Genomic DNA, 26440 nt, shown 5'->3' with positions numbered 1-26440 from the left:
GCGTGGAGCTGCCTAGACCTGGCTGATCAGGTCGGCCACCGAGTTCACGATCTGAGCCGGGCGGAACGGGTAGGCCTCGATGTCGGCCGGCTGGGTGATCCCGCTGAGCACCAGGACCGTGTGAAGCCCTGCCTCCATGCCGGCGATGATGTCGGTGTCCATCCGGTCACCGATCATCGCGGTGGTCTCGGAGTGGGCATCGATCTGGTTCATCGCGGAGCGGAACATCATGGGGTTCGGCTTGCCCACGATGTAGGGGTCCCGGTTGGTGGCTGCGGTGATCAGGGCCGCGATGGCTCCGGTGGCCGGCAGCGGGCCCTCCTTGGACGGGCCCGTGACGTCGGGATTCGTTGCGATGAAGCGCGCACCGTCGAGGATCAGCCGGATGGCCATGGTAATCGCCTCGAAGGAGTAGGTGCGGGTCTCGCCGAGGACGACGTAGTCGGGGTTCGTGTCGGTGAGCACGAATCCCGCGTTGTGAAGGGCGGTGGTGAGTCCTGCCTCACCGATCACGTAGGCGCGCGCTCCGGGGAGTTGCCCCTTGAGGAATTCGGCGGTGGCGAGGGCGGAGGTCCACAGGTTCTCTTCGGGGATCTCTAGTCCCGAGGCCTTCAGCCGTGCCGCGAGGTCCCGCGGGGTGTAGATCGAGTTGTTCGTCAGCACCAGGAACCGTTTCGAGGTAGCGACCCAGCGCTCGATCAGCTCGGACGCACCGGGAATCGGGTGGTTCTCATGGACGAGCACGCCGTCCATGTCGGTCAACCAGCACTCGATGTGTTCGTTTTCGCGCATGAGCGTCCTTCATTACAGGGCCGGGAACAGGGGACAGTCTTTCACCTTAGGCTTGAGTCGTGAAGGACGCAGTGAACGAGCACGCAGCAGGGCCGCACCAGGATCCGACGGGCGTGCCTCCCGGCGGGCCCGAGGCGGCACCGGTGGGCGTGGGGCCGTGGGAGGGCGAATGGCCCGAGGGTTCCCAGTGGGACAAGGAGCTGCTCGCGGGCGGCGACACCCGCAACGTCGTCGACGGCTACCGGTACTGGAACCACGACGCGATCGTCGCCGACCTGGACTTGCGCCGTCACAATTTCCACGTCGCAATCGAGAACTGGCAGCACGACCTCAATATCGGTTCGGTGGTTCGCACCGCCAACGCGTTCCTTGCCAAGGAAGTCCACATCATCGGCCGGCGCCGCTGGAACCGCCGCGGTGCGATGGTCACCGACCGCTACCAGCACGTCCGCCACCACCCGACGGTCAAGGATTTCGTGGACTGGGCGCAGGGCGAGGGGCTCAGCATCATCGGGATCGACAACTTCCCCGACTCGGTGCCGCTTGAAACCTATGACCTCCCCGAAAACTGTGTCCTCGTGTTCGGACAGGAGGGCCCAGGCCTTACCCCGGAGGTCCACGCTGCAGCAACGGCCACCTTGTCCATTGCGCAGTTCGGTTCAACCCGCTCCATCAACGCCTCAGCCGCCGCGGCCATCGCGATGCACGGCTGGCTCCGGCGGCACGTTTTCGACCAGCACGTCTGAGCGGTGCCCGCCCGCCGCGCGGAGGTCATATCGCACCTGCGGGCGGCAGGGCGCATCGCTAGGATGGTAACGATCGCACGCGGTGGTTTCTGCGCGCAGGGCCCACGAACACATCTACAAGGAGTCGAACATGCCAATCGCCACACCTGAGATCTACGCCGAAATGATCGACCGCGCCAAGGCAGGCGGCTTCGCGTACCCGGCGGTGAACGTGACCTCCTCACAGACCCTCAACGCCGCGATGCGCGGTTTCGCCGATGCCGGTTCCGACGGCATCGTGCAGGTCTCAACGGGCGGGGCGGCCTACTGGTCCGGCGCCAGCGTCAAGAACATGGTTGCCGGGGCGCGCGGCTTCGCGGCGTTCGCTCACGAGGTGGCACGGCAGTACGACGTCAACATCGCCCTGCACACCGACCACTGCCCCAAGGACAAGCTCGACGATTTCGTGCTGCCGCTCCTTGCGGCCTCCGAAGAAGCGGTGAAGAACGGCGGCAACCCGCTGTTCCAGTCGCACATGTGGGACGGTTCGGCCGAAACCCTTGAGGAGAACCTGCGCATCGCCCGGGAAATCCTGCCCCGCGCGGCCGCGGCGAAGATCATCCTCGAAGTGGAGATCGGAACCGTCGGCGGCGAAGAGGACGGCGTCGAAAACGCGATCAACGACAAGCTCTACACCACGGTCGAGGACGCGCTCGCGACCGTCGATGCACTTGGCTCCGGTGAAAACGGCAGGTACATCACGGCGCTCACCTTCGGCAACGTCCACGGCGTCTACAAGCCCGGCGGCGTCAAGCTCCGCCCGGAAATCCTCAACGACATCCAGCAGCAGGTGGGCCAGAAACTGGGCAAGGACAAGCCCTTCGACCTGGTGTTCCACGGCGGCTCCGGCTCGAGCGAGCAGGAAATCGCCGACGCCGTCTCCTACGGCGTCATCAAGATGAACATCGACACCGACACCCAGTACGCCTTCACCCGCGCTGTGGCCGATCACATGTTCCGCAACTACGACGGCGTGCTGAAGGTCGACGGCGAAGTCGGCAACAAGAAGGTCTACGACCCGCGCGTCTGGGGTGCCTCGGCCGAGGCCGGCCTTGCCGCCCGCGTCGTTGAGGCCGCAGCGTCACTGGGCTCCGCCGGAAAGAAGCTCTAGGCATGTCCGACGAATTCCGCAAGAACCTCCTCGGGCCGGAGCCGACCTACCTCCCCGAGGAACCCGACGTGACAGCCCGCCTCCAGGCCGGCGACGAGGCAGTCGACCTCGCCGCGAAGTACCCCACGTCCTCCCTCGTGTGGGCGGTCCTCGCCGACGAGGCGTACGCGGACGGGCGAACGATCGAGTCCTACGCCTACGCGCGCACCGGCTACCACCGCGGACTCGACGCGCTGCGACGCAACGGGTGGCGGGGAGCGGGTCCCGTGCCCTACTCGCACGAACCCAACCGGGGATTCCTGCGTTCCCTTTACGCGCTGGGCCGGGCGGCGGCGTCAATCGGCGAGATCGAGGAAGCCGAGCGCATCGCCGTCTTCCTCCGCGAGTCCGACCCCGAGGCGAGCGCGCAGCTCGGCGGCTGACAACGGAAGTACCAGCAGCACCGGTGCCGGGAGGGCCGCAGCCGCGGCCCTCCCGGCGCTACCCCGCCAGCGGGCCGTGCCCCGGCAGGAGGATCCGTGCAGGTCCCCCGGAGAGCCGTTCCAGGGAAGCTGCTGCGCGGTCCGGGTCCGAATGGAACATCCTCGGGAGCAGCTGGACGCCCGACCGGCGCGACGTCGGGTGCCCGGTGACCAGTGCGTCGCCGGTGATCAGGACGCCGGCGTCGGGGAGTTCGTAGGCGTTGTGACCCGGCGTGTGCCCGTGGGAGGGCACCGGAACCACGGTGTGCCCGCTGAGGAGCAGCGGCAGGTGGTCCGGAACCGGTTCAACCTGCGCAACAGCCACACGGTTCAGCCCTCCCGAGGCGATGGCGTGCCATGCCCAGGCCGCAACGCCATAGCCCAGCAGGCGGGGGAGCACCTCGCGGAACCCCACCTGGTGCAGCACCCCACGCCGGATGTTGGGGATCTCCTCCGGCGAGGCGAGGATCCTTGGTGAGAAGCGTTCGGAGAGGCCGGCGATCGAGCCGATATGGTCCGAGTGGCCGTGGGTGATCAACACCGCTTCAAGGCGCCTGTCTCCGGCCTTCTTTAGTGACTCAAGCACCAGGCCGAGGTCCTGCGGGTAGCCGGCGTCAACGAGCGTTGCGGTCCCGGGGCCCACCAAGACCGTCCAGTTGGAGTACGGGCCCTCCACGAAGTGCACACCCGGAGCAGGTTCGGTCATCGAACGGATCGACCTCGGGGTTTTCATGACCTCGCTGCTTTCAATGTGGTTCCGTCTCCTCGACGTGGATCAACTCAGCAGGGGCTGCCCTCAAACACGGTCAACTCTAGGCTCCCGCCCGGGCGACTACTTGGATGGGCGATCGAGAAACGAGTATCAATTTCCCTTGTGACCCCGAAGCACCGCGGACCACAGTGGAGGGAGTCACCAAAGTGGTGAGTGAGCTTGTGGGAGCGGGTGTGTAGTGACGGGACACAATCAATTTTCAGGTCACCTTTTCACAGTCTCGGAGGTTGCCGAGATGATGCGGGTATCGAAGATGACGGTTTACCGTCTGGTGCAGTCCGGCGCTATGAGGGGGATCCGGTTCGGGCGCTCCTACCGCGTGCCCGAGGAGGCGGTCCAGGAATATCTGGACACCGTGAACCCGGAACGGCGCTCGGTCGGCTGAACAAGTGCCGACTGTGAAGACCCCGGCCGCGCTCAGGCGCCGGCCACGGTCGTCACAACGCTGACCAGCTGCGGAGCGGCGGGGGCGGAGCTGAAGCCGAAACGCACCGGCGGATGCAGCGGGGCGAGGGCGCCGAGGGTCGTGCCGTGCCACCGGGCGTCGGCGGCGGTGATGGTGCGGGCGCCAGTGACCCCGTAGTACTCGCGTCGCCCGCTCCCGGCCGACCCGGCGGTATGGACCCCCGGAACCATGGCCGCGGCCACCGGGTCGATCAACGCAAGCCAGCGCGGGCTTGTGGCGAGCCGCCGCGGAACCAGCCGCAGCGCCAGCCCCAGCGGAGTGGAGCGCCCGACCTCGGCGCGCAGGTGCAGCGGCCCGGCGTCAACGGCAATTCCGGCAGCGTCGAGGCGGCAATGGACTGCCGTGATCAGCACATTGTCGAACGTGTAGGTCGAACCCACGTAGTCGCCGACCTCAGGCGTGGGCGCGATCAGGGTCCGGTGGCCGCCGGCGTCCTCGACCATGACGTCGGTGAACGCGCCAAACGGCGATACCTCCCAGCTGCCCACCACGATGCGGGTGCCGGAGGTGGTGCCGATGCCTGCAATGCGGCCTTCGAAGCGGTCCATCGCTCAATTCTGCCCCAGCCGCAGGTGCCGGACGGCCGGGGCGGGCGCAATTGACAGCCCGGGTTTCGACGACCGGCAGCGGCCTCGGCTAAACTCGGGGAGTAAGAGCCCCTGGCCCTGCCGGTACCCGGCGCGCACCATGGGGCGTTCTCATGACGGCAGCGACTGCGCACGCACCGAGGCGCGGAGCGCCGTCGCGATGGGGGAGGATCCCATGCCTGCAATTGTGATTGTCGGAGCCCAGTGGGGCGACGAAGGAAAAGGCAAAGCGACTGATCTGCTCGGCAGCCGCGTCGACTACGTCGTCAAGCCCAACGGCGGAAACAATGCCGGGCACACGGTGGTCGTCGGCGGCGAAAAGTACGAGCTGAAACTCCTTCCCGCCGGCATCCTCAGCCCCAATGCAATCCCGATCATCGGCAACGGCTGCGTGATCAACCTCGAAGCACTCTTCGCCGAGATCGACGGGCTTGAAGCACGCGGCGCCGACACCTCGAAGCTGAGGGTTTCGGCGAACGCCCACCTGGTGGCGCCCTACCACCAGGTGCTCGACAAGGTCACCGAGCGGTTCCTGGGCAAGCGGGCAATCGGAACCACGGGGCGCGGCATCGGGCCCGCCTACATGGACAAGGTGGCCCGGCTTGGCCTGCGCGTCCAGGACGTCTTCGACGAGTCGATCCTGCGCCAGAAGGTCGAGGGCTCCCTCAAGCAGAAGAACGAACTGCTTGTGAAGGTCTACAACCGTCGAAGCGTCGAAGTGGACGAAGTCGTCGCCTACTTCCTCTCCTACGCCGAGCGGTTGCGCCCCCTCGTCATCGATTCGACCTTCGTCCTCAATGAGGCGCTCGACGAGGGCAAGGTCGTCCTCATGGAGGGCGGCCAGGCCACCTTCCTCGACGTCGACCACGGAACCTACCCGTTCGTCACCTCGTCGAACCCGACGGCGGGCGGTGCCTCGGTGGGATCCGGAATCGGGCCCACCCGCATCACCCGTGCGGTGGGAATCATCAAGGCGTACACCACGCGCGTGGGCGCCGGTCCGTTCCCCACCGAGCTCTTCGACGACATGGGCCTCTACCTCCAGAAGACCGGCGGCGAGTTCGGCGTGAACACCGGGCGCCCCCGCCGCACCGGCTGGTACGACGCCGTCCTGGCCCGGCACGCAGCCCGCGTGAACGGGTTCACCGACTACTTCGTCACCAAGCTCGACGTCCTGACGGGCATCGAGCGGATCCCCGTCTGCGTGGCCTACGACGTTGACGGAGAGCGCCACGACGAAATGCCGATGACCCAGACCGGGTTCCACCACGCCAAGCCGATCTTCGAGTATTTCGAGGGCTGGACCGAGGACATCACCGGCGCGCGCACGATCGACGACCTCCCCGAAAACGCGCAGACCTACGTGCGGGCGCTCGAGAAGATGTCGGGCACCCGCTTCTCCGCGATCGGAGTGGGCCCCGACCGCGACCAGACGATCGTGGTCAACGACCTCATCACCGGCTGAGCCGGCTCGGATGCAGCGCCCGGCACCGGCGGCCTACCAGCCCCGGGTGCCGGGGGCTCCCTTGAACGGGCCGGTGATCCTGCGCGTGATCCAGCCGCCGTAGAACCCTCCCGCCTGTGCGGTGACCGGCTCGCCGTTCACCGTGCAGCTGTCCATTGCCGCCGGGTAGACCGCCACGCGTCCCTCGAGTTCCTCGTAGCGGGCAGCCGGCTGGGGGTAGGTCCAGGCCGCCTTCGCGGCGCGCCGCCCGCCTCCGACGACGTCGAAGTAGCCCGCGGTGCCCTTGAACTCACAGAACGAGGTACCTCCCACCGGCTCGAGGGCCCCGGGCACGAAGTCCGTCAGGGGCAGGTAGTAGACGGGAGGGTGGCTCGTCTCGAGCACCCGGACCGCGGCCGTCGTCCGAAGGATCACCTCCCCGCCGAGCCTCACGACGATTTCCTCAGTGCTTTTCTCGACCCGCGGCGGCCGCGGGTAGTCCCAGACGGATTCCTGCCCGGGCCCCGGCGTTTCCTTGGAGTTCCTCATGGCCCAACGCTAGCCTTTAGCAACCCTGCGCGCAGTCTGTAGGCTTGGGTGAGGAGCAGCTACTCGGAGGCGGGGTTCATGAAAGTCAGCGTGGGGCAGTTCCGGCCGGGCGGTGACGCCCAGGCGAACCTTGAGGTGATGCGCGGGCTCGCGGAGCAGGCCAAGAGCGAGGGGTCCTCGCTGATCGTGTTCCCCGAGGAGTCGATGTTCTCCATCGGCAAGGTCGAGGGTCCGGTGCGCGACGCCGTCGAGGCGAATTGGAGCTCCTTCGTCCAGAAGCTTTCATTCCTCGCGGCCGAACTGGGTCTGGCGGTGGTGGCCGGCGGGTACGAACCCAGCGGCGAGGACCGCCCGTTCAACACCCTCGTCCTGATCGATGAAACGGGCAGGATCGCCGACACCTACCGCAAGCTCCACCTCTACGATGCGTTCAGCTACAAGGAGTCGACGCGGATCAAGCCCGGTGACGGCGGCATCGCCGTCGTGCCCGTCGGCGGGATGACCGTGGGGCTGATGACCTGTTACGACATCCGCTTTCCCGAGCAGGCGCGTGCACTCGTCGACGCCGGCGCCGACCTCCTGTGCGTTCCCGCCGCCTGGTTCAAGGGAGACCACAAGGTTGAGCACTGGGAGGCGCTGCTCAAGGCGCGTGCCATCGAGAACACTGTGTGGATCGCGGCGGCGGGAACCTCGAGCGGGCACACGATCGGCCACTCGGCAATCCTTGACCCGATGGGCATTCCCCACGTCTACCTCGACGACGAAGAGCGCGCCGTTGTCACAACGGAGGTCACCCGGCGGCGCGTGGACGACGTCCGGGAGTTCCTGCCGGTGCTCAAGAACCGCCGTTTCGCTCACAACGCCGAAATCGTCGACGCGCAGTAGCCCGCTCAGCCTGCCGATCGGGCAGCGTCGGCGAAGACCGTGCGGTCCAGGAAGTCGTTGCGGAACTTGCCGTGCGGATCCCAGACCTCGGCGAGCGTGCGGAAGTCGGCAAGCCGCGGGTACAGCCGATCGAGGGCCCCGGCATGGGGGCCGAACAGCTTGCCCCAGTGGGGCCGCGCCCCGAACCGGGCGAGGCTTGCCTCAAGCTCCGGCAGCAGAGCCTCCACCTCCGCTTGGAGGGGTTTCCAGGTGAAGTGGATCCCGATGCCCGCCCGGCCGTAGTTGCTGCTCAGCCACAGCTCGTCGGCGGCCATGGTGCGGATCTCCGAAACCTGGAGCAGCGGCGCAATCCGGTGCGAAAGCGCGCGGACGGCCTCGATCGCACCGGCGGCGTGTTCGGTACCGACCAGATATTCGGACTGCAGTTCCTCGCCGCTGCTTGGGGTGAAGGCGAGCCGAAAATGGGCAAGGCGGTCGGACCAGGGCCCGGGCACGCCGCCCTGTTCGGTGCAGTTCACCGGAGACATCCCCGGAACCGGGTGCAGCGGCCCGGCGGCAGGGACTCCGCCGTGGAACTCCACCGGAGCCGGACCCGCATCTTCGGTCCGGGTCTTCAGCCAGGCCTGGGCAATTGTCTCCGACCGCCAGTCGGTGAAGAGGCTCACGCTGTAGGCGCTCCCGGTGACCTCGGCCAGGTTGGAAAGGACGTGCGTCCAGGGAAGGCCGGTGTAGACATCCTGGCGGACGCTGAAGCTCGGTTCGATGTCGAGGGTGATGCGGGTCATCACGCCAAGTGCCCCGAGGTTCACCACCATGCCGTTGAAGTCCGGCTCACCGCGCCGGACTGTCACGAGGTCGCCGGAGGCGGTGACCAGTTCAATGGCGGCCACGGCCGTTGCGAGGTTTCCGTTGCCGTTGCCTGAGCCGTGGGTGGCGGTGGCCACCGCTCCGGCAACGGAGATGTGGGGCAGGGACGCAAGGTTGTGCAGCGCGTAGCCCGAGCGCTGGAGCTCCGCCGCGAGTTCGCCGTACCGCGTACCCGCGCCCACTGTGACCGTCCGCCGTCCGGGATCCATTTCGGTCTCTACGGCCAGGTCCTCAAGGGAGACGAGCGTGCCGGAGGTGTCGGCAATGTCGTTGAAGGAGTGCCGGCTGCCCAGCGCCCGTACCGACGAAGCGCCTGCGACAACTGCCTGAAGGGCTGCAATGCTCTCGGGGCGCTCGATGCGGGCCTGCCGATAGGTGAGGTTCCCGGCCCAGTTGCGCTCGGTTTCTGATTCTTGGGTAATCACATGCCGTCCTTGCTGATCGCGCGTCGCCGCCAGGGCGAGTCCCTGGGGTTGAGGGCCTCGGCTTTCGCGGTGGCCCGTCCAGAGGCACCACTCTAGGGTCATCTGCCGGTTCCTACAACGTTATAGAATTCGGACTAATCATCCGCCGGCATCAGGCCGGCCGCCCCAAAGGAGTCCGAATGGCGGCAACAATCCGCGATGTTGCACAGGCCGCAGGCGTCTCGATCAAGACTGTCTCGAACGTCATGAACGACTACCCCCACATCCGCCCCGACACGAAGCGGCGCGTCCTCGATGCCGTGGAACTGCTGAATTACAGCCCCAACCAGTCGGCCCGCAGCCTTCGCTCGGGGAAGACCGGCGTCCTCGGCCTCGCCGTGCCTGAGCTCTCCCTCTCCTACTTCGCCGAGCTCGCTGACTCCGTCATCCAGGCCGCGGAGGCCCGGGGGCTCAAGGTTCTGATCGAGCAAACGGGAGGCGACCGTGATCGTGAGCTCGAAATCCTGGCGAGCCCGAGGCTGCAGTTGACCGACGGGCTTCTTTTCAGTCCGCTGGGGATGTCGAACGAGGACGCCGGAAGCCTTTCCGTCGGGTTCCCGCTTGTGCTGCTGGGGGAGCGCATCTTCGGAGGGCCGACCGACCACGTCACAATGCGCAACATTGAGGCGGCTTCCGCAGCCACGGCGCACCTGATCTCCAAGGGCAGGCGGCGGATCGCCGTCGTGGGCGCGCACGAGGGCGAAGTGATCGGTTCGGCGGGACTGCGGCTGCAGGGTTACCGCAACGCGCTCGAGGAAGCAGGGGTGCACTATGACCCGGCCCTGATCGCCCACACCACGCTGTGGCACCGGGCAAACGGCGCCACGGCCATGCGTGAACTGCTCGCCACAGGGGTGGACTTCGACGCGGTTTTCGGCCTCAATGACACGCTGGCGCTGGGGGCTATGCGTGTGCTTCAGGAAAGCGGACGCCGCATTCCCGAGGATGTTGCGGTCATCGGGTTCGACGATCTCGACGAAGCCCAGTATTCGCTGCCCACCCTTTCCACGATCGACCCGGGCAGGGCCGAGATCGCCGACACTGCGGTGAAGGTCCTCATCGAGAGGATCGCCGACCCGCGCGGCGGCACCGCACCGCGGGAGATCCAGGCCCAGTTCCGCGTGGTGGAGAGGGAATCCACAGGATCCTGACTCCCGGGACGCGGCGGAATCAATTGTGGAGCACCTCTTGACAGCGGTGACACTTCATCGGCATGCTTCTTCTACATCGTTTACCTATAACGATGTAAATCGGAGCCGACAGCTGGTTCCCCGCCGAAAACGGCGGGAGGGCACAGGTGGAAACGGGCCGAATCAAGGGAGATTCGAACGGGCGCTGGAATCCAGCTGCTTCCCGGGCTAATCCTCCTCCCCGCAGCATCCTGGCTCCTCGCGTTCGACGAGGCCACGGTGGCTGAGAACCGCGAGAGGAAGCACACGATATGAAAGCCTCAATCCGTTCAGCGGCCGGCATTGCCGCCGCCGCTGCACTTGCACTGACCGGATGCTCGTCAGGAGGCGGAGATTCCGCAGCCAAGGCGTCCTGCACCAACACCATCGTCAACAAAGAGGCTCCGCAGGTGACGGTGTGGGCCTGGTACCCGGCCTTCGAGCAGATCGTGGATTCCTTCAACGAGAGCAACGACGACGTCCAGGTGTGCTGGACCAACGCCGGCCAGGGGAACGACGAATACACGAAATTTTCAACGTCCATTGAATCGGGCTCCGGGGCGCCGGATGTCATCATGCTCGAATCCGAGGTGCTCTCGAGCTTCTCCATTCGGGATGCCCTTGTCGACCTTTCGGAGTACGGCGCGGACGAGGTCAAGGGCAACTACACCGAGGGTGCGTGGAAGGACGTCTCAAGCGGGGACGCTGTGTACGCGATCCCCGTCGACGGCGGCCCAATGGGCATGATCTACCGCCAGGACCTCTTCGAGAAGTACGGCATCGCCGTTCCGAAGACCTGGGATGAATTCGCCGTTGCCGCCCAGCAGCTGAAGGACGCCGGCGGCGAGGGCGTCCTGACGAACTTCCCGACGAACGGCCGGGCCTTCAGCCAGGCACTGTTCGCCCAGAACGGGTCGGTGCCCTTCGAGTACGACTCGGCCAAACCTACCGAAATCGGGATCAACGTCAACGACGAAGGCTCCAAGGAGGTCCTTGAGTACTGGGACGGCCTTGCGAAGAAGGGCCTCGTCACCACCGATGACGCCTTCACCGCCGACTACAACACCAGCCTCGTCGACGGCACCTACGCCGTGTACCTGGCGGCCGCCTGGGGCCCGGGCTACCTGCAGGGCCTCTCCGATGCGGACGAAGACGCCGTCTGGCGTGCGGCACCGCTGCCGCAGTGGGATGCGTCGAACCCGGTCCAGGTCAACTGGGGCGGATCGACCTTCGCCGTGACGAGCCAGGCGAAGGACAAAGAGCTTTCGGCGAAGGTCGCTAAGGAAATACTGGGAACCGACGAGGCGTGGAAGATCGGCGTCGAGGAAAGCGCGCTGTTCCCCTCCTACACACCGGTCCTCGAGTCGGAGGAGTTCGCACAGACCGAGTACCCGTTCTTCGGCGGACAGAAGGTCAACGAGGATGTCTTCCTTGAGGCTGCGGCCGGCTACGAAGGCGCAACCTTCAGCCCGTTCCAGAACTACGCCTATGACCAGCTGACCGAACAGCTCTACTCGATGGTGCAGGGCGAGAAGGACGGCAGCAAGGCGCTTGACGACCTCCAGGCAAGCCTCGAGCAGTACGCCAAGGAACAGGGCTTCACCCTCAAGTAGCAGGACCGGCGTCCTGCCGCCGCCCGTTCCGGTGGCAGGACGCCTCCCCAGTACGGCCCAACCCTAAGGATTCCCCGACAATGGCTACTACAACCGCGCCCGTCACGGCCAGTCCGCCGAGCACCCCCCGGAAAACCCGCCCCGACCTCAAAGACCGCCGACGCCAGCGCTGGGGCTGGCTGTTCGTGGCCCCCTTCGCCGTCGTCTTCCTCACCTTCCTGATCCTGCCCCTGCTTTATGCCTTCCGAATGAGCCTGATGACCAGCACGCTGGCCACCGGCACCAACTTTGTCTGGTTCGACAACTACGCCAAGGCCTTCACGGATCCGATCTTCCTCGACGGCCTCCTGCGGGTTGGGAAATTCGCGTTGATCATGATTCCGGCGCAGATGCTCATTGCCCTCGCCGCCGCCCTCGTCCTCGACAACCTGGCGACGTGGGCCTCGAAATTCTCCCGGCTGCTGATCTTCGTCCCCTATGCGATTCCCGTAGTGATCGGCGCGCTGATGTGGGGCTTCCTCTACAGCCCGCGCTTCGGGCCGGCGGGGGATCTGTTCGCGATCTTCGGGCTTAACTCCCCGGACTTCCTGGCACAGGGCAGCATCTTCGCATCGCTTGTGAACATCGTGACCTGGCAGTGGGCCGGGTACTACATGATCATCATCTACGCGGCGCTCCGGGGGATCGACCCGGGCATCTACGAGGCAGCGGTGCTCGACGGCGCCACGGGCCTGCAGATCGCACTGCGCGTCAAGGTCCCGATGATCGCCTCATCGATGGTGATGGTGCTGATCTTCGCCCTCATTGGAACCCTCCAGTTCTTCACCGAGCCCCAGGTCCTTCGGGCCGTGGCGCAGGGAGCCATCCCGGTGTCCTACACACCCAATATGTACGCCTACTCGCTGGCCTTCTCCTACAGCCAGTTCAACTACGCCTCCGCAATCTCCTTCGCGCTCGGCATCGTGGTGTTCATCGGCTCCTACTTCTTCCTCTTCCTGACCCGCAAGCAGAGCGGACTGAAATAAATGGCACTGGTAACCTCAACCCCCGCAGCGCCCGACGAGGATGCGCGCCGCACCCGTTCGGTGCGGGCCGGCCGCACCGGCGGGCGCCGGATCGGCTCCCACATCTTCCTGCTGATCCTCGTGATCTACTTCATCACCCCGCTCTGGTGGCTGACCGTGGCAAGCACCAAGGACACCGCAGGGCTCTTCACCGGCAGCGGCGGGCCGCTCTGGTTCGATGACAGCTTCAACCTCTTCGACAATATTGCCGGGCTCTTCCAGCACCAGGACGGAATCTACTGGCGCTGGCTGGGCAACTCGTTCCTCTACGCCATCTCAGGCGGGGTGGGAGCCACAGTCCTTTCGGTGCTCGCCGGCTACGGTTTCGCGAAGTACCGCTTCCGCGGCAGGAACGCCTTCTTCGCGCTCCTGCTGGGGGCGGTGATGGTTCCCATGACCGCTCTCGTGATTCCCACCTTCGTCCTGCTCAGCGAGATCGGCCTGATCAACACCATCTGGGCCGTCATCCTGCCGTCCCTGCTCAGCCCCTTCGGCGTCTACCTGATGAGGGTCTACACCCAGGAGGCCATCGCCGACGAACTCCTCGACGCCGCCCGCGTCGACGGGGCAGGCGAACTGCGGACCTTCTTCCAGGTCTCGCTGCCGCTGCTCCGCCCGGCCATCGTGACGGTGCTCCTGCTTTCGGTCGTGGGCACCTGGAACAACTTCTTCCTTCCGCTGGCAGTGCTCAGCGACCCGCTGCTGCTGCCCGTCACAGTCGGCCTCAACAACTGGCAGGCGCTGTCGAATGCCGGCGCCGGCGGAGAACAGGTCTGGAACCTCATCGTCACAGGCGCCTTCATCTCCATCCTGCCGCTCATCATCGCCTTCCTCTCCCTCCAGAAGTACTGGCAGGGCGGCCTGTCGCTCGGCTCACTGAAGTAGCCACTCCGCCCCGGCATACCCCCGCCACTTCCTGCCTTCGATCCGCGGCCGGCCCACCGGCCCACCGACCCCGAAAGGGACCCAATGAACACAGCACGCCTCACCCTCGATCCGCACTTCACGGTCGGACCCATCAACCGCCGCCTCTTCGGGTCCTTCGTGGAGCACCTCGGCCGCTGCGTCTATGACGGCATCTACGAGCCCGGCCACCCCACCGCCGACTCCGAGGGCTTCCGGGAGGACGTCATCGCCCTCGTGAAGGAGCTCGGGGTGTCCGCGATCCGCTACCCGGGCGGGAACTTCGTTTCGGGTTTCCGCTGGGAGGACAGCGTCGGCCCCCGGGAGGACCGCCCCACCCGGCTCGACCTCGCCTGGCACTCAACCGAGACGAACCAGGTTGGCCTCCACGAATTCTCCTCCTGGCTCGAAAAGGTCGGAAGCGAACTCATGCTCGCCGTAAACCTCGGAACCCGGGGCACCCTTGAGGCACTCGACCTCCTCGAGTACTCGAACATCGACAAGGGCACCGCGCTCGCCGACCAGCGGATGGGCAACGGCAAGGCGGACCCGTTCGGGGTGAAGATGTGGTGCCTCGGCAATGAGATGGACGGGCCCTGGCAGCTTGGCCACCGCTCCGCCGAGGACTACGGCAAGCTCGCCTCCCAGACAGCCAAGGCCATGCGGCAGCTCGATCCTTCGGTGGAGCTCGTAGCCTGCGGCTCCTCAAGCGCCGCCATGCCCACGTTCGGGGAGTGGGAGCGCACGGTCCTCACCCACACCTACGACGACGTCGACTACATCTCCTGCCACGCCTACTACGAGGAGAAGAACGGCGACCTCGGATCGTTCCTTGCCTCGGCCGTCGACATGGACCACTTCATCGATGCCGTCGTCGCCACGGCGGACCACGTCAAGGCGGTCCGCGGCAGCGCCAAAACCATCAACATCTCCTTTGACGAATGGAACGTTTGGTACATCGAGCGCTTCCACGGCGTCGACAAGATCGAGGGCATCGACAACTGGCCCGTGGCGCCGCGCCTGCTCGAGGACCGCTACTCCGTCGCGGACGCCGTCGTGTTCGGCAACCTCATGATCTCCCTGCTCAAGCACGCCGACCGCGTCACCTCGGCGTCCCTTGCCCAGCTGGTCAACGTCATTGCGCCGATTATGACCGAACCCGGGGGCCCCGCCTGGCGCCAGACCACCTTCTACCCCTTCGCCCTCACCTCGCGGCTGGCGCAGGGGGCGGTGCTCGAGGTCAAGCTCGACACCGGGACCTACGACACGGCCGTGTATGGCACCGTCCCGCTCGTCGACGCCGTCGCCACGCACGACGCCGACGCCGGAACGGCCGCTGTCTTCCTGGTGAACCGGTCACAGACCGAGGAAGCCACTGTGACGATCGACGCAGCGGGCCTCGGGGTGCTCCGCCTTGTCGAGGCGCAGACCCTTGCGGACAAGGACTTCTATGCGTCCAACACGCTTCAGGAGCCGGAGCGGGTGGGGCTGAGTCCCAACACCAGCGCCTCCGTCTCGGGCGACACGATCACAGTGACGCTGCCGCCGGTGTCCTGGACCGCACTGTCCCTCGCGAAGTGACGGCTGCCTTTTCCGCGGACCGGCCCCCGGGGGCCGGTCCCGGGGGTGCTCCGCACCGCCGGCGTGCAGTAGCGTTTCCGCAATGACGGGAAATAATTCCGGGGGAGCTGTGCGGCCGCAGCGGGGGGCGAATATCCGCGACGTCGCCCGTGCGGCGGGAGTCTCCCATCAGACTGTCTCCCGGGTCATCAACGGTCATCCGAGCCTGCGGGAGGAAACCCGGCAGCGCGTGGTCGAGGCGATGGAGCAGCTTTCCTTCCGGCCCAACCGGGCGGCGCGCGCCCTCGTGACAAGCAAATCCCGGATCCTCGGGGTGCTCGTCTCGCACGGTGTCGAGTATGGACCGGCGGCAAGCCTTCAGGCGATCGAGGCAGCCGCGGCCGACGCCGGGTATTCGGTGGATATCGCCAACCTCGAGCGGACGGACCGCAGCTCGATCGTCGCGGCGCTGGACCGCCTCATGGACCACGCAGTGGAGGGCCTTGTCATCCTCGCTCCCCAGTCGCAGTCCCTCGAGGTGATCGAGGACCTCTCGATCCGGCTGCCCTTTGTCACAGTGCATTCGACGGGGCGGATGGAGGACCACCGCCTTTCCGTGGACCAGCTGGCCGGGGCGCGCCTTGCAACACGCCACCTGCTGGAACTGGGGCACCGCGGCATCCTTCATCTGGCCGGACCGGACGGTTGGGTGGAATCCGCTGCGAGGCTCCAGGGCTACCGGGAGGAAATGGCCGCCTGGAACATGCCTGAGCGTGAGGCCCCGGAGGGCGACTGGACCGCCGAGTCCGGGTACCGCATTGGAAAAGACCTGGTCCAGGCCCGCGGCTTCAGTGCCGTGTTCTCCTCGAACGACCAGATGGCGCTGGGGCTCGTCCATGCGCTCTCGGAGGCCGGGCTCCAGGTTCCGCAAGACGTGAGCGTTGTCGGGTTCGACGACATTCCCGAAGCGGCCCACTACCTTCCGCCGCTCACAACGGTGCGCCAGGACTTCCCCGAGCTGGGGCGGCGCTGTGTCGCAGCCCTGCTGGGACTGCTGGGCGAGGAACCCTCGCCGCCGCAGGGCGATGTTGCCCCGGAACTGATCATCCGCAGCTCCACAGCACCACCAGCTGACAGCCCGTCCAACCAAGCCGTCTAACCAAGCCGGTCCACCCACGGGCTGACCAGGCGGGCCTGATCAGCGGCGCAGCCACGCCGTCCCGATCGACTTTCTGTTACCAAATCGTTATTCAATAGTTTCAACCCGTCCCCGCAGCGTGCGTGTATCGTGGCACGAACAGTGGATGTGACCGTTCACATTAACGGCGGCGGGCGGTCGATTTTGTCCCCATCCACCAGTACCACCCGAAAGACAATGAGGTTTCTCCGTGAGTGAAGCGTTCCCAACCCTTCCCGCCGTCGAGCATCCGGCGCCCCGCCCCTCGGGTTCCCTGCCAGCGCAGGACACCAAGTACGTCATCGGCATCGACTATGGAACGCTTTCCGGCCGCGCCGTTGTGGTGCGCGTCAGTGACGGCGCCGAGGTCGGCTCAGCAGTCACCGAGTACCCGCACGCCGTCATGGACTCGGTCCTTGGGGCAACGGGCGAGGCGCTCCCGCCCGAATGGGCGCTCCAGGTGCCCTCCGACTACGTCGAGGTGCTCCGCACCGCCGTGCCCGCCGCGGTGCGCAACGCAGGCATCTCCCCCCAGGACGTCGTGGGGGTGGGAACCGACTTCACGGCCTGCACCATGGTTCCCACAACGGCCGACGGCACACCGCTCAACGAGCTTCCCGGCTACGCCGGCCGCCCGCACGCCTACGTGAAGCTGTGGAAACACCACGCCGCCCAGGGTCAGGCCGACCGCATCAACGAGTTGGCCCGGCAGCGCAACGAGGCCTGGCTGCCGCGCTACGGCGGACTGATCTCAAGCGAATGGGAGTTCGCCAAGGGACTGCAGCTCCTTGAGGAAGACCCGGAACTCTACTCCCGCATGGATCACTGGGTTGAGGCCGCCGACTGGATCGTCTGGCAGCTCACCGGCCGCTACGTCCGCAACGCCTGCACCGCAGGGTACAAGGGAATCCTGCAGGACGGCGCGTACCCGACTCGCGAGTTCCTTGCCGGCCTCAACCCCGAGTTTGAATCCTTCGCCGAGGACAAGGTGGAGCACCCCATCGGTGCGCTCGCCTCGGCCGCAGGCACCCTCACCGAGGAAGCGGCCGGCTGGACCGGGCTGCCCGCGGGGATCGCCGTCGCCGTTGGCAATGTCGACGCCCACGTCACGGCACCCGCGGCGCAGGCCACCGACCCCGGCCAGATGGTCGCCATCATGGGGACCTCCACCTGCCACGTCATGAACGCCGAAACGCTCCGGGAGGTGCCCGGGATGTGCGGCGTCGTGGACGGCGGGATCGTCGAGGGGCTTTACGGCTACGAGGCAGGGCAGTCCGGGGTGGGCGATATCTTCGCCTGGTTCGTCGCCAACCAGGTTCCGGCCGGAATCACCGCCGAGGCGGCGCGGGTGGGACTGAGCGTCCACGAGTTCCTGACCGAACAGGCGCGGCACGAACCCGTCGGCGCCTCGGGGCTGATCGCACTCGACTGGCACTCAGGCAACCGCTCCGTCCTCGTTGACCACGAGCTCTCCGGCCTGGTTGTCGGGCTGACCCTCGCCACTGCGCCCCACGAGGTGTACCGGGCGCTCCTTGAATCGACGGCCTTCGGGACCCGGCGGATCGTCGAGGCCTTCAACGACTCGGGCGTCCCGGTCACCGAATTCGTCGCGGCAGGCGGGCTGATCCGGAACTCCTTCCTGATGCAGACCTACGCCGATGTGCTCAACATGCCCATCTCGGTGATCGGCAGCTCTCAGGGACCGGCGCTCGGCTCGGCCATCCACGCGGCAGTCGCCGCGGGGGAGTACCCGGACATCTCCGCCGCGGCGAAGGCGATGGGGCGCCTGCAGCGCGCGGCGTTCACCCCCGATCCCGGCCGGGCCGAGGCCTACACGGCCCTCTACAACGAGTACCGGGAGCTCCACGATTACTTCGGCCGCGGCGGCAACAACGTCATGCGCCGGCTCAAGGCGATGCGCCGCTCCGCCCGCTCTGCTTCTCCAGCCCCTGCGGCCTCTTCCACTGCGGGGGTGTCGGCATGAGCGGATTCTCGCCGGCACTCGAAGCGGCAATCGCGCGGACGCGGCAGGAAGTCGCCGACCTGCACGCAGAACTGGTGCGCTACGGGCTCGTCGTCTGGACCGGCGGCAACGTTTCGGGCCGGGTGCCCGGGGCCGACCTCTTCGTCATCAAGCCCAGCGGCGTCGGCTACGACGAGCTGTGCGCCGAGAACCAGATCCTGTGCACCCTCGACGGCACTGTGGTCCAGGGAACCCCCGGCTGCGAGCGCTCGCCCTCCAGCGATACGGCAGCTCACGCCTACGTCTACCGCCACCTGCCCGAGGTTGGCGGGGTGGTCCACACCCATTCCACCTACGCCACGGCCTGGGCGGCCCGGGGGGAGTCAATCCCCTGCGTGCTTACCGCAATGGCCGATGAATTCGGCGGCGAGGTGCCCGTCGGCCCCTTCGCCGTCATCGGGGACGACTCAATCGGCAGGGGCATCGTCGAAACCCTCGCCGGGCACCGGTCCCGGGCCGTGCTGATGAAGAACCACGGACCCTTCACGATCGGCAAGGACGCCCGCGACGCCGTCAAGGCAGCCGTCATGCTCGAAGACGTCGCCCGCACCGTGCATCTCTCGCGCCAGCTCGGGGAACCGGCGGCAATAGCAGAAACCCACGTCGATTCGCTCTTCGACCGCTACCAGAACGTCTACGGCCAGCCCGTTGCCCCACCCTCAACCCCAGCAGGAGCTAACTGATGGCCCCCCTCAGCACCACCCTCGACACCTACGAAGTCTGGTTCCTCACCGGCAGCCAGGACCTCTACGGCGAGGAAACCCTCGCCCAGGTGGAGACGCAGTCCCAGGAGATCGTCAAGATCCTCAACGACTCGGGTCTTCCGGTGAACATCGTCTGGAAACCCACCCTGAAGGACTCCGACTCGATCCGCAGGATGGCCCTCGAGGTCAACGCCGCCGACAACGCCATCGGCGTCATTGCCTGGATGCACACCTTCAGCCCCGCCAAGATGTGGATCGCAGGCCTCGATTCCCTGCGTAAGCCGCTGCTCCACCTTCACACCCAGATCAACGTCGCCCTGCCCTGGGCCGAGATCGACTTCGACTTCATGAACCTTAACCAGGCCGCCCACGGCGACCGCGAGTTCGGGTACATCCAGTCGCGGCTGGGCGTTCCGCGCAAGACGGTCGTCGGACACGTCACGAACCCGGCCGTCACCGGCCAGGTCTCGAGCTGGCAGCGCGCGTGCGCCGGCTGGGCCGCAGTTCACGAGCTGAAGGTTGCCCGCTTCGGCGACAACATGCGCAATGTCGCCGTGACCGAGGGCGACAAGACCGAGGCTGAGCTGCGCTTCGGCGTCTCGATCAACACCTGGGGCGTCAACGACCTCGTGGAGGTTGTCGACGCCCAGCCCGAGCACCTCATCGACGACCTCGCCGCCGAATACGAGGAAAGCTACGACGTCGCACCCGAACTGCGGCGCGGCGGCGACCGCCACGAGTCGCTGCGCTACGGCGCCCGCCTCGAACTGGGACTGACCTCCTTCCTCGAGGCCGGCGGCTTCGGTGCGTTCACCACGAGCTTCGAGGACCTCGGGGGCCTGCGGCAGCTTCCCGGCCTCGCCGTCCAGCGGCTCATGGCCAAGGGCTACGGGTTCGGCGCCGAGGGGGACTGGAAGACCGCCGTCCTGGTGCGCGCCGCCAAGGTCATGGGTGCGGGCCTGCCCGGCGGTGCCTCGCTCATGGAGGACTACACCTACCACCTCGTTCCGGGGGAGGAGAAGATCCTCGGCGCGCACATGCTCGAGATCTGCCCCACACTGACCACGGCCAGGCCCTCGCTCGAAGTGCACGCGCTGGGCATCGGCGGCCGGGAAGACCCCGTCCGCCTTGTGTTCGACACCGACTCCGGACCCGGCGTCGTCGTCGCCCTCTCCGACATGCGCGACCGATTCCGGCTCACCGCCAACGCCGTCGACGTCGTCCCCCCTGACGCGCCGCTGCCGAACCTCCCGGTGGCCCGGGCGGTCTGGAAACCCGCACCGGACCTCGCGACCTCCGCGGCGGCCTGGCTCAGTGCAGGCGCCGCCCACCACACGGTGCTCAGCACGGCCGTCGGCCTCGATGTCTTCGAGGACTTCGCCGTTATCGCCGAAACCGAACTCCTGCGGATCGACGACTCGACGACGCTCCGGGAGTTCCAGCGCGAACTGCGCTGGAACGCGGCCTACTACCGGCTCGCCTCAAAACTGTAATCAACTCAGCAACCCCTGGGCGATGGCGCCCGGACCGACGAAAGGTAAACCTAGTGAACAAGTTCTTCCTCAAGGGCATCGCCGCAGCCGGCGTGCTCGCACTCAGCCTGACTGCCTGCGGCGGCAGCCGCGGAGCCGACGCCGGAGCAGAAGGCGGCGAAGGCTCGAACGAAGGCGCCAAGATCGGCGTCGCGATGCCTACGCAGCAGTCCGAGCGCTGGATCGCCGACGGCGAGAACGTCAAGAGCCAGCTCGAGGAACTCGGCTACGAGGTCGACCTCCAGTACGCCAACGACGACATCCCCACCCAGGTCTCCCAGATCGAGAACATGATCAACGGCGGAGCGAAGGCCCTCGTCATCGCCTCGATCGACGGCACCACCCTCACGAGCGTCCTCGACACCGCCGAATCCCAGGACATCCCGGTCATCGCCTACGACCGCCTGATCAACGGTTCCGACACCGTCGACTACTACACGACGTTCGACAACTTCGAGGTCGGCGTCCAGCAGGCCACCTCGCTGCTCACCGGGCTCGGCGTGCTCGACGAAAACGGCAAGGAGACCGGCGAGAAAGGACCCTTCAACGTCGAACTCTTCGCCGGAAGCCCCGACGACAACAACGCCACCTTCTTCTGGGACGGCGCAATGGAGGTCCTGCAGCCCCACCTCGACAGCGGCGTGCTGACGGTTCCCAGCGGCCAGACCGACTTCGAGCAGGCTGCGATCCTGCGCTGGCTCCCCGACACCGCCCAGGACCGCATGGAGGACCTCCTGACCGTCGGCGGCGGCAAGCGCCTTGACGGCGTCCTTTCGCCCTACGACGGCCTCTCCATCGGCATCATCTCCGCCCTGACCTCAGGCGGGTACTCCGCCGACGACCTTCCCGTCGTCACGGGCCAGGACGCCGAGGTCGGGTCGGTCAAGTCGATCATCGCCGGCGAGCAGTACTCCACGATCTTCAAGGACGTCCGTGAGCTCGGCAAGCGCGCCGTCACGATGGTCGATTCCCTGATGAAGGGCGAGGAGCCGGAGGTCAACGACAAGGAGACCTACGACAACGGGGAAAAGATCGTTCCCTCCTACCTGCTCGAGTCGGAGATCGTCACAGTCGACAACTACGAGAAGAGCCTCGTCGAGACCGGCTACTACACCGAAGACGACCTGAAGTAAGGAATCCGGGCCGGGCGGCGCTGCCGCCCGGCCCGTGCTCCAGCACGTTGCACACTCCAACTTTCAAAGGACGCTCAATGACCGAGCACATTCTTGAGATGCGACGGATCACCAAGACATTTCCTGGGGTCAAGGCGCTCTCCGACGTGAACCTCGCCGTTGCGCGGGGGGAGGTCCACGCGATCTGCGGTGAAAACGGCGCAGGCAAATCGACCCTCATGAAGGTGCTCTCCGGTGTCTACCCGCACGGCACCTACGACGGCGACATCAGCTTCGACGGCGAAGCGGTCTCCTTCAAGGACATCAAGGACAGCGAAAGAAGCGGAATCGTCATCATCCACCAGGAACTCGCGCTCTCCCCGTTCCTGTCCGTTGCCGAGAACATCTTCCTCGGCAACGAGCGCTCCAGCCGCGGCTTCATCAACTGGAACGAAACGAACGTGGAGGCCGCCAGGCTGCTCCGCCGGGTCGGGCTGACGCTCAACCCCGTGGTGCGGGCCGGGGACATCGGCGTCGGCAAGCAGCAGCTTGTCGAGATCGCCAAGGCGCTGTCCAAGAACGTCAAGCTGCTCATCCTCGATGAACCGACGGCCGCGCTCAATGACGAGGACTCGGCACACCTGCTCGGGCTGGTGAAGGGGCTGCGCGACGAGGGCATCACCTGCATCATCATCAGCCACAAGCTCAACGAGATCCGCTCGATCGCCGACTCGGTGACGATCCTGCGCGACGGCAGGACCATCGAGACGCTCAGCCTCCACGACGGCTCGGTCACCGAGGACCGGATCATCAAGGGAATGGTGGGGCGTGAGCTGAAGAACCGCTACCCCGAGCGCACCCCCTCGATCGGGGCCGAAATCCTTCGCGTCGAGGACTGGACGGTGCACCACCCCCAGGAGCACTCCCGGGTTGTTGTCGACAACGCCAACCTCAGCGTCCGGGCCGGTGAAATTGTCGGAATCGCCGGGCTCATGGGAGCCGGCCGCACCGAACTCGCAATGAGCATCTTCGGGCGCAGCTACGGCTCGAACATCTCAGGGAAGCTCTACAAGGACGGCCGGGAGATCTCCGCCAAGACCGTCAGCGACGCGATCCGCCACGGCATCGCCTATGCCACCGAGGACCGCAAGCGGTACGGGCTGAACCTCCTCGACGACATCAAGCGCAATATCTCCGGGGCCGCCCTTGGCAAGCTCGCCAAGCGCGGCTGGGTGGACGGCGGGCAGGAGGCGGTCGTCGCCGGCGGCTACCGGACCTCCATGAATATCAAGGCCCCATCGGTCACAGCAGTGACGGGGAAGCTTTCCGGGGGAAACCAGCAGAAGGTCGTGCTCTCCAAGTGGATGTTCGCCAACCCCGATGTGCTCATTCTCGACGAGCCGACGCGCGGCATCGACGTGGGCGCCAAGTACGAAATCTATACGATCATCAACTCGCTTGCCGCCGAAGGGAAAGCGGTGATCGTCATCTCCTCGGAGCTGCCGGAACTGCTCGGCATCTGCGACCGCATCTACACCCTCGCGGAGGGCTCGATTACAGCCGAAATCCCGATCGGTGAGGCTACGCCCGAGCTTCTCATGCAGCACATGACCAAGGAAAAGGACTGAATCCCATGGTTTCGACCCTCACCGACGCCCCGGTCAAAACCGCGGCGCCAACAATCACCGATGCGGGAAAGTTCCTTGCAAGCAGGCTCCGCCAGATCGGTATTTTCGTAGCGCTTCTGGTGATCGTCACGTTGTTCCAGCTGCTCACCGGGGGCAAGCTGCTGCAGCCTGACAACGTCTCGAACATCATCGTTCAGAACAGCTACATCCTGCTGCTGGCCATTGGCATGGTGATGATCATCGTCGCCGGGCACATCGACCTCTCCGTCGGATCCGTCGCCGCGTTCGTCGGCGCAATGTCGGGCATCATGATCCAGGACTGGAGCTTCCCCTGGTGGCTCGCTTTCGGGGCCTCACTCGTCATCGGCGGCCTCGTCGGGGCGTGGCAGGGCTTCTGGGTGGCCTACGTCGGGATCCCGGCGTTCATCGTGACCCTCGCGGGAATGCTCGTTTTCCGCGGACTCACGCAGATCACCCTCGAGAACCAGCGCATCACGGGGTTCCCCGTCGAATACCGGCAGCTGGGCGGCGGGTTCCTGTTCCCAGGACTCTTCCCTGCCGATACGAACATCCTCGACTGGACGACGGTGGGCATTGGACTCCTCGCCGTCGTGCTGCTTGTCGTCAGCCAGCTGCGGGGGAGGGCAATGCGGGCCAAGCTGAAGCTCGAAGACGAGCCCATGGCCTGGTTCGCCACCAAGCTCGCCTTCGCCGGCGTTATCATCCTCGGCCTGACCTACCTGCTGGCCAGCTCGCGCAGCGGCACCCCGATCGTCCTCGTGGTGCTCGGGCTTCTGGTTGTGACCTACAGCGCGGTAATGGGAAACAGCGTCTTCGGACGCCACATCTACGCCCGCGGCGGCAATCTCCAGGCCGCCCAGCTCTCGGGTGTCAACACCAAGAAGATCGACTTCTACCTCTTCGTGAACATGGGCGTGCTCGCCGCACTGGCGGGGCTGATCTTCACCGGCCGCCTGAACTCGGCGGGTCCGGGTGCCGGTAACCTGTTCGAGCTCGACGCGATCGCAGCCGCCTTCATCGGTGGTGCGGCAGTCACCGGCGGGGTCGGGACCGTGATCGGAGCCATCACCGGTGGCCTGATCATGGGCGTGCTCAACAACGGCATGTCACTGCTCGGCGTGGGGATCGACTACCAGCAGTTCATCAAGGGCATGGTGCTTCTGCTGGCCGTGGGCTTCGACGTTTTCAACAAGCGGCGTGCCTCCACCGCGTTGAAATAGAAAACCTTCGCCATCCGCGTAACCTTTCCATCCAGGCCGACGATTACCAATGTGTGAGTGCCGCACCGGGGCTTATCCCCCAACGGGCCCCGGTGCGGCCTTCTCATGGGTTGTCCAGGCACATCGCGCCGCACCCCGCCGGGGGTTGATTCTCTGGTTACGATGGTCCTCGTTGTGCCACCTCGCCCAAGGACTCCCATTTTGGTTTCAAAGCTGCCTGATGACGCGCTTTCACGCGCGCAAGTTGGCGAGCCCGCGGCCTTCGAATCAATCTATGCGCACCTGAGCCCCTCCCTGCTCGGATACTTCGCCGGCAGGGGCGCCGAGGACCCGGAAGCCCTCACCCAGGAAGTGTTCCTTGCGGTGTTCAGCAGGCTCGACACGGTCCACGGCGGCGTGGAGGGCCTGAAGACCCTCGTTTTTTCTGTGGCACACGCCCGATACGTCGACGAGGTGCGCCGGCTCGCCCGCCGGCCCTCACAAGCGGTGTACGAGCCTGAAAGCGACGCCCGGACCAGCGTTTCGGCAGAAGCCGCGGCTCTTAACCGTTTCGGCGAAGGCAACATCGAGCAGCTGCTCTCCGCCCTCAAGGCGGAACACAGGGAAGTGTTGCTGCTGCGGATCGTCGCGGGGCTGTCAGTGGACCAGGTTGCCAAAGTTGTAGGGAAGACTGAAGGTTCAGTGAAGCAACTGCAACGGCGGGCGCTGATCAAATTGAGGGAACTCGTTGAGCTCGATGAAGCGGAAGCGTCATGAATAAACCAGCGCACGGGGAAGATCCGGTGCAGAAACTGCTCGAAGAATCCGGCGTTCCCTCCTCCGAAGGCCTCTCGAACGCCCTCAAGGCCGTTCGGGCCCTGGCCAACGGGCCGGTCCCCGAAGTGGCTGCCGAGCTCGCCCAGCTCATGGCCGCCGGCGGAGCGCAGCCGCGCGGGCGCAGAAACCGGCACCGGGCCACCTTCATCGGGGGAACCCTTGCCATCTCAATGGGCCTGGGGATGTCGGGGGTTGCCGCCGGAACGATGCATTTCCCCGAAGGTTTTGGCCGCACAGCAGAGGCCGTGATCCACCTGCACGGCAGGGAAACCGGCGCGGAAGCCTCGGCCGTCGATCAAAAGGGAAACGCGCACCATGACCTGCCGGCGGTCAAACAGTCGGGAGCCGAAATCGGCTCAGCGATTCCAGGGCTTGGCGACGCCCGTCCCTCCGGAATACACGGTGGGTTCGATGCGGTGCCGCCGCCGGAGAGCAGGGATCCCGGGGCCACACTGCCCCAGCCGTCAGCACCCCCGGCAGTGCCCGTGCCGCAGGAAGGCGCAGTGCCGGCACCGGTCCTGCCCGGCCACCCAGCACCCGCTGATCCAAAACACGGTTCAGGAAACCCTGATTCAGGAAACCCTGGATCAGGAAACCCTGGATCAGGAAACCCTGGATCAGGAAACCCGCCGGCCCGCGGTCACTGGAAAGACGTGCTCCACGGCATCACGCCCGGCGGGCTGCACGGTGCACGGGATCAAGCAGACCTGGTGAG

General features: G+C 66.1%; 24 protein-coding genes. 19 read left to right on the top strand and 5 right to left on the bottom strand.

Annotated elements, in window-relative coordinates:
• Nucleotides 1-12: 12 nt before the first annotated feature.
• Nucleotides 13-792, bottom strand: coding sequence for an HAD-IIA family hydrolase (locus AC4D2R_RS11160; protein ID WP_490940049.1), 780 nt, complete (start codon nucleotides 790-792; stop codon nucleotides 13-15).
• Nucleotides 793-905: 113 nt separating this feature from the next.
• On the opposite strand from AC4D2R_RS11160, the gene AC4D2R_RS11155 reads away from it, so the two are divergent.
• The 3 genes from AC4D2R_RS11155 to AC4D2R_RS11145 all read left to right on the top strand — a co-directional run bounded on the left by AC4D2R_RS11155 (nucleotide 906) and on the right by AC4D2R_RS11145 (nucleotide 3110).
• A complete protein-coding gene (locus AC4D2R_RS11155) occupies nucleotides 906-1538 on the top strand; it encodes a TrmH family RNA methyltransferase (protein WP_490940150.1) in 633 nt (210 codons plus the stop codon).
• Nucleotides 1539-1668: 130 nt separating this feature from the next.
• Nucleotides 1669-2688 carry a class II fructose-bisphosphate aldolase gene (gene fbaA / locus AC4D2R_RS11150; protein ID WP_490940048.1) on the top strand — a complete coding sequence of 340 codons (1020 nt, stop codon included), beginning with the start codon at nucleotides 1669-1671 and terminating at the stop codon, nucleotides 2686-2688.
• Between the two features lie 2 nt (nucleotides 2689-2690).
• Nucleotides 2691-3110: a DUF3151 domain-containing protein gene (locus AC4D2R_RS11145; protein ID WP_490902745.1), complete on the top strand. Its 420-nt coding sequence runs from the start codon at nucleotides 2691-2693 to the stop codon at nucleotides 3108-3110.
• Nucleotides 3111-3168: 58 nt separating this feature from the next.
• Here the strand turns inward: AC4D2R_RS11145 and AC4D2R_RS11140 are convergent, their stop codons facing one another.
• Nucleotides 3169-3882: an MBL fold metallo-hydrolase gene (locus tag AC4D2R_RS11140; RefSeq protein WP_490940047.1), complete on the bottom strand. Its 714-nt coding sequence runs from the start codon at nucleotides 3880-3882 to the stop codon at nucleotides 3169-3171.
• A 217-nt stretch (nucleotides 3883-4099) separates the two neighbouring features.
• Here AC4D2R_RS11140 and AC4D2R_RS11135 point away from each other — a divergent pair, with 217 nt between their 5' ends.
• Nucleotides 4100-4306: a helix-turn-helix domain-containing protein gene (locus tag AC4D2R_RS11135; RefSeq protein ID WP_490902741.1), complete on the top strand. Its 207-nt coding sequence runs from the start codon at nucleotides 4100-4102 to the stop codon at nucleotides 4304-4306.
• Nucleotides 4307-4338: 32 nt separating this feature from the next.
• Here the strand turns inward: AC4D2R_RS11135 and AC4D2R_RS11130 are convergent, their stop codons facing one another.
• A complete protein-coding gene (locus tag AC4D2R_RS11130) occupies nucleotides 4339-4935 on the bottom strand; it encodes a hypothetical protein (protein ID WP_490940046.1) in 597 nt (198 codons plus the stop codon).
• A gap of 214 nt (nucleotides 4936-5149) precedes the next feature.
• On the opposite strand from AC4D2R_RS11130, the gene AC4D2R_RS11125 reads away from it, so the two are divergent.
• Nucleotides 5150-6439 (top strand): adenylosuccinate synthase, encoded by a 1290-nt coding sequence (locus AC4D2R_RS11125; protein WP_490940045.1) that lies wholly within the window; start codon nucleotides 5150-5152, stop codon nucleotides 6437-6439.
• Nucleotides 6440-6472: 33 nt separating this feature from the next.
• Here the strand turns inward: AC4D2R_RS11125 and AC4D2R_RS11120 are convergent, their stop codons facing one another.
• Entirely contained in the window at nucleotides 6473-6967 is a 495-nt protein-coding gene (locus tag AC4D2R_RS11120; RefSeq protein ID WP_490940044.1) for a DUF427 domain-containing protein, read from the bottom strand.
• Nucleotides 6968-7045: 78 nt separating this feature from the next.
• Between AC4D2R_RS11120 and AC4D2R_RS11115 the strand changes: the two genes are divergently transcribed.
• A complete protein-coding gene (locus AC4D2R_RS11115) occupies nucleotides 7046-7852 on the top strand; it encodes a carbon-nitrogen hydrolase family protein (RefSeq protein WP_490940043.1) in 807 nt (268 codons plus the stop codon).
• Between the two features lie 5 nt (nucleotides 7853-7857).
• Here the strand turns inward: AC4D2R_RS11115 and AC4D2R_RS11110 are convergent, their stop codons facing one another.
• Nucleotides 7858-9141, bottom strand: a complete 1284-nt coding sequence (locus AC4D2R_RS11110) for an FAD-binding protein (RefSeq protein ID WP_490940149.1) — start codon at nucleotides 9139-9141, stop codon at nucleotides 7858-7860.
• Between the two features lie 182 nt (nucleotides 9142-9323).
• Between AC4D2R_RS11110 and AC4D2R_RS11105 the strand changes: the two genes are divergently transcribed.
• From AC4D2R_RS11105 to AC4D2R_RS11045, 13 genes are all read left to right on the top strand, one after another.
• Entirely contained in the window at nucleotides 9324-10334 is a 1011-nt protein-coding gene (locus tag AC4D2R_RS11105) for a LacI family DNA-binding transcriptional regulator (RefSeq protein WP_490940042.1), read from the top strand.
• Nucleotides 10335-10624: 290 nt separating this feature from the next.
• On the top strand, nucleotides 10625-11965 hold the full coding sequence (locus tag AC4D2R_RS11100) for an ABC transporter substrate-binding protein (protein WP_490940041.1): 1341 nt from the start codon (nucleotides 10625-10627) through the stop codon (nucleotides 11963-11965).
• A gap of 80 nt (nucleotides 11966-12045) precedes the next feature.
• Nucleotides 12046-12990, top strand: coding sequence for a carbohydrate ABC transporter permease (locus tag AC4D2R_RS11095; protein ID WP_490940040.1), 945 nt, complete (start codon nucleotides 12046-12048; stop codon nucleotides 12988-12990).
• On the top strand, nucleotides 12991-13914 hold the full coding sequence (locus AC4D2R_RS11090; RefSeq protein ID WP_490940039.1) for a carbohydrate ABC transporter permease: 924 nt from the start codon (nucleotides 12991-12993) through the stop codon (nucleotides 13912-13914).
• An 84-nt stretch (nucleotides 13915-13998) separates the two neighbouring features.
• Entirely contained in the window at nucleotides 13999-15513 is a 1515-nt protein-coding gene (arfA, locus tag AC4D2R_RS11085; RefSeq protein ID WP_490940038.1) for an arabinosylfuranosidase ArfA, read from the top strand.
• 82 nt (nucleotides 15514-15595) lie between these two features.
• Nucleotides 15596-16651: a LacI family DNA-binding transcriptional regulator gene (locus AC4D2R_RS11080; protein WP_490940037.1), complete on the top strand. Its 1056-nt coding sequence runs from the start codon at nucleotides 15596-15598 to the stop codon at nucleotides 16649-16651.
• 292 nt (nucleotides 16652-16943) lie between these two features.
• Complete coding sequence (gene araB / locus AC4D2R_RS11075) at nucleotides 16944-18653, top strand: ribulokinase (RefSeq protein WP_490940148.1); 1710 nt, start codon at nucleotides 16944-16946, stop codon at nucleotides 18651-18653.
• Nucleotides 18650-19375: an L-ribulose-5-phosphate 4-epimerase gene (locus AC4D2R_RS11070; RefSeq protein WP_490940036.1), complete on the top strand. Its 726-nt coding sequence runs from the start codon at nucleotides 18650-18652 to the stop codon at nucleotides 19373-19375. The genes araB and AC4D2R_RS11070 overlap by 4 nt, the downstream gene beginning before the upstream one ends.
• Nucleotides 19375-20889 (top strand): L-arabinose isomerase, encoded by a 1515-nt coding sequence (gene araA / locus AC4D2R_RS11065; protein WP_490940035.1) that lies wholly within the window; start codon nucleotides 19375-19377, stop codon nucleotides 20887-20889. The genes AC4D2R_RS11070 and araA overlap by 1 nt, the downstream gene beginning before the upstream one ends.
• Before the next feature lie 53 nt (nucleotides 20890-20942).
• Entirely contained in the window at nucleotides 20943-22061 is a 1119-nt protein-coding gene (gene chvE / locus AC4D2R_RS11060) for a multiple monosaccharide ABC transporter substrate-binding protein (RefSeq protein WP_490940034.1), read from the top strand.
• 77 nt (nucleotides 22062-22138) lie between these two features.
• Nucleotides 22139-23668 (top strand): multiple monosaccharide ABC transporter ATP-binding protein, encoded by a 1530-nt coding sequence (mmsA, locus tag AC4D2R_RS11055; RefSeq protein WP_490940033.1) that lies wholly within the window; start codon nucleotides 22139-22141, stop codon nucleotides 23666-23668.
• A gap of 5 nt (nucleotides 23669-23673) precedes the next feature.
• Nucleotides 23674-24909 (top strand): multiple monosaccharide ABC transporter permease, encoded by a 1236-nt coding sequence (gene mmsB / locus AC4D2R_RS11050; RefSeq protein ID WP_490940032.1) that lies wholly within the window; start codon nucleotides 23674-23676, stop codon nucleotides 24907-24909.
• 201 nt (nucleotides 24910-25110) lie between these two features.
• Nucleotides 25111-25665, top strand: a complete 555-nt coding sequence (locus tag AC4D2R_RS11045; protein WP_490940031.1) for an RNA polymerase sigma factor — start codon at nucleotides 25111-25113, stop codon at nucleotides 25663-25665.
• The last annotated feature ends 775 nt before the right edge of the window (nucleotides 25666-26440 follow it).

It is taken from the genome of Arthrobacter sp. TJ-217 (assembly GCF_058269255.1).
Note: the sequence above shows the minus strand (reverse complement) of the source record. Positions and strands in the feature narration are given on the sequence as shown.